Raw genomic sequence first — 2595 nt, 5'->3', positions numbered from 1 at the left:
TGGACACTGTCGCCCCGTAGACCTCCGCCAGGTGCGCGGAGATCTCCCCGTGGGTCAAGCCCTTGGCCGACAAAGACAGCACCATCTCGTCCACCCCGCCCAGACGCCGCTGCCGCTTGCGCACGGTCTGCGGCTCGAAGCTGCCGGCGGTGTCACGGGGCACCTTCACCTCCACCGGTCCGACATCGGTCAGCACGGTCTTGGACCGGGTGCCGTTGCGGCTGTTGCCGCTGTTCCTCCCGGCCGGATCGTGCTTGCCGTAGCCGAGGTGATCGGTGATCTCCCCCTCCAGGGCCGACTCCAGGACCCGCTTGGTCAACTGCTGCAGCAAACCCCCCTCCCCGGTCAACTGCAGACCCTCGCTGCGGGCCCGCTCGACCAGCATCGCCACCAACTGCTCGTCCGTCACCGCATCCGGCACGGCATCGTCCGACTGCCCCTGCACCCTGGGCTCCACGGCGGTCTCGCTCATCATCACATCCATGATCATCAGATCCGCCGTTGATTAGACACTCCCCGACTGCGTGGACAGGGTTCCTGTGGCCGGCGTCCTGGGTTGACGAGTCGCTTCGTCTACAACCTTGCTCCGGCTTCGACAGGGCCAGCGCTCGGCTGCGCGGAAGTGTTCGGCGTGCGGTTCTCGGCGGAGACCATCCATGCGAGCTGCTCGAGGCGGCCGATAAAGCCGTGGAGGAGGTCGGCGGTCGTCGGGTCTTCCTCGTCGACCTCGTCGTGGACGTCGCGTATGGTGCCGGTTGCCTGGTAGAGGCGCAGGGTCATCTGGTCGATGGCGTCGTGGGTCGTGATCTCGCCCTCGGAAAACTGGTCGAGGTGGCTGGTGGCGGCGACCGTGGAGGATCGCCCGTCCGGGACTGCGTAGAGCGCGCGCATGCGCTCGGCGGTGTCGTCGGCGAACTCACGAGCAGCGTCGACGATCTCGTCGAGCTGCAGGTGGAGGTCGCGGAAGTTGGTCCCGAGGATGTTCCAGTGGGCCTGCTTGCCCTGCAGGTGCAGGTCGATGAGGTCCACCAGGACGGCCTGGAGGTTCTTCGTGAGGGTGGGCGATGCGTGCATGAGTGGTGTTCCTTTCGAGGGTGCGAGTCCAGCGGATCGGTGAGGAGGGCGGGGCGGTTCGGTCGCGGAGCCGCCCCGGTGTTGGAGTCGGGAGCGCGCGCCCGACCGGAGGCCACGCGTGTCGTTGGGGCGCTGCCCGATCGGGAATCGTTCACCGGAGGCTGTTGTGCGCCGGCGGCTTGAAGCGGGGGACGCTGTTGATCCTGCGTGTGATTGGAGGATGCCGACTCCTCGCGAACGCGTGGCCTCCACGCCGTCGGCAGGGGGGATGGCTGAGCCGAGACGTCACGATCACCGGGCGCTTGGCGGGTGGTGATCGTGGACGTCTCGGCTCAAGTACGGTCAGGGCTGCTGGACGAACGCGAGGATGTCAGGGTTGATGTCGCTGGCGTTCACGGTGAGCATGCCGTGCGACAGGCCCTCGTAGATCTTCAGGGTCGCATTCTGCAGGAGCTCCGCCTGCTTGAGGGCGGCTTCCTGGTACGGGACGACCTGGTCGTCGTCACCCTGGAGGACGAGCACCGGCACGGTGATGGCCTTGAGGTCTGCGGTCTGGTCGGTTTCCGAGAACGCCTTGATGCCCTCGTAGTGGGCAAGGGCGCTTCCCGTCATCCCCTGGCGCCACCAGTTGTCCACGACCTGCTGCGAAAGCGGGACGCCGTCCCGGTTGAACCCGTAGAAGGGGCCGGAGGCCACGGCGTGGAAGAACTCTGCCCGGTTGGCCGCCAGTGCGTCGCGGAAGCCGTCGAAGACCGAGACGGGAACACCGTCGGGATGCTCTGCGGTCTGCACCATCAGCGGGGGTACCGCCGCGACGAGTACCGCCTTCGCGACGCGGCCCTGGGGCTGGCCGAACCTCGCCACGTACCGCGCGACCTGTCCGCCGCCGGTGGAGTGGCCGATGTGTACAACGTTGCGCAGGTCCAGGTGCTGCACGACGGCGTCGACGTCGCTGGCGTAGTGATCCATGTCGTGACCGGAGCCGATGTCGGAGGAACGCCCGTGTCCGCGACGGTCGCTGGCGATCACGCGGTAGCCGTGGGAGAGGAAGTACAGCATCTGCGCGTCCCAGTCGTCCGAGGACAGCGGCCAACCGTGGTGGAACATGATGGGCTGGGCGTCGCGCGGGCCCCAGTCCTTGTAGAAGATCTCGGTGCCATCTTGCGTGGTGACGAACGGCATGTCTTACTCCTTGTCCGTGCCGCCGGGATTTGGCGGCACGCATGGCGTCTCGACGGCTTCGCCGCGACGGTGAGCCGCGCCGGTAGGACGGCAGCGGCGAGGTGCGCCTGGCCGGGGGCGCCGGCCGGTCGGATGGAGAGGCCGCATGGGGCTGAGCGGTCAGCCGCCTGCGGGTGCTGTGAAGCGGGGGCGGACCCGGACCGGTCGCCTGACCGACGCCGGTTTGGGGTCTCCGCTCAGCGAGTGGGACCGAGCAGGCGCTGGTCGGTCCGGGCGACGATTCCGAGGAAAGTCGCGTCGTCGCCGTATGCACGCGCCAAGATCAGCCCGCCCTTTGTT

3 protein-coding genes are annotated in these 2595 nt (G+C 67.9%); all 3 read right to left on the bottom strand.

Going from position 1 to position 2595, the window contains the following annotated elements; translation table 11 throughout:
- Positions 1-385, bottom strand: a 385-nt coding sequence (locus K7G61_RS35745) for a transposase (RefSeq protein WP_225851318.1), incomplete at its 3' end; no start/stop codon positions are given.
- A gap of 188 nt (positions 386-573) precedes the next feature.
- Entirely contained in the window at positions 574-1074 is a 501-nt protein-coding gene (locus K7G61_RS35740; RefSeq protein WP_200363126.1) for a Dps family protein, read from the bottom strand.
- A gap of 342 nt (positions 1075-1416) precedes the next feature.
- Entirely contained in the window at positions 1417-2256 is an 840-nt protein-coding gene (locus tag K7G61_RS35735) for an alpha/beta fold hydrolase (protein ID WP_225851317.1), read from the bottom strand.
- Positions 2257-2595 lie beyond the last annotated feature (339 nt).

Source organism: Streptomyces sp. HPF1205 (assembly GCF_020400825.1).
Lineage (GTDB): Bacteria > Actinomycetota > Actinomycetes > Streptomycetales > Streptomycetaceae > Actinacidiphila.
The sequence above is the reverse complement of the archived record's forward strand: the minus strand, read 5'-3'. Positions and strand labels throughout refer to the sequence as shown.

Bases quoted from the DNA above. Each gene is read 5' to 3' on its own strand.
- K7G61_RS35740 (WP_200363126.1), bottom strand. From the start codon at position 1,074: ATGCACGCATCGCCCACCCTCACGAAGAACCTCCAGGCCGTCCTGGTG.
- K7G61_RS35735 (WP_225851317.1), bottom strand. From the start codon at position 2,256: ATGCCGTTCGTCACCACGCAAGATGGCACCGAGATCTTCTACAAGGAC.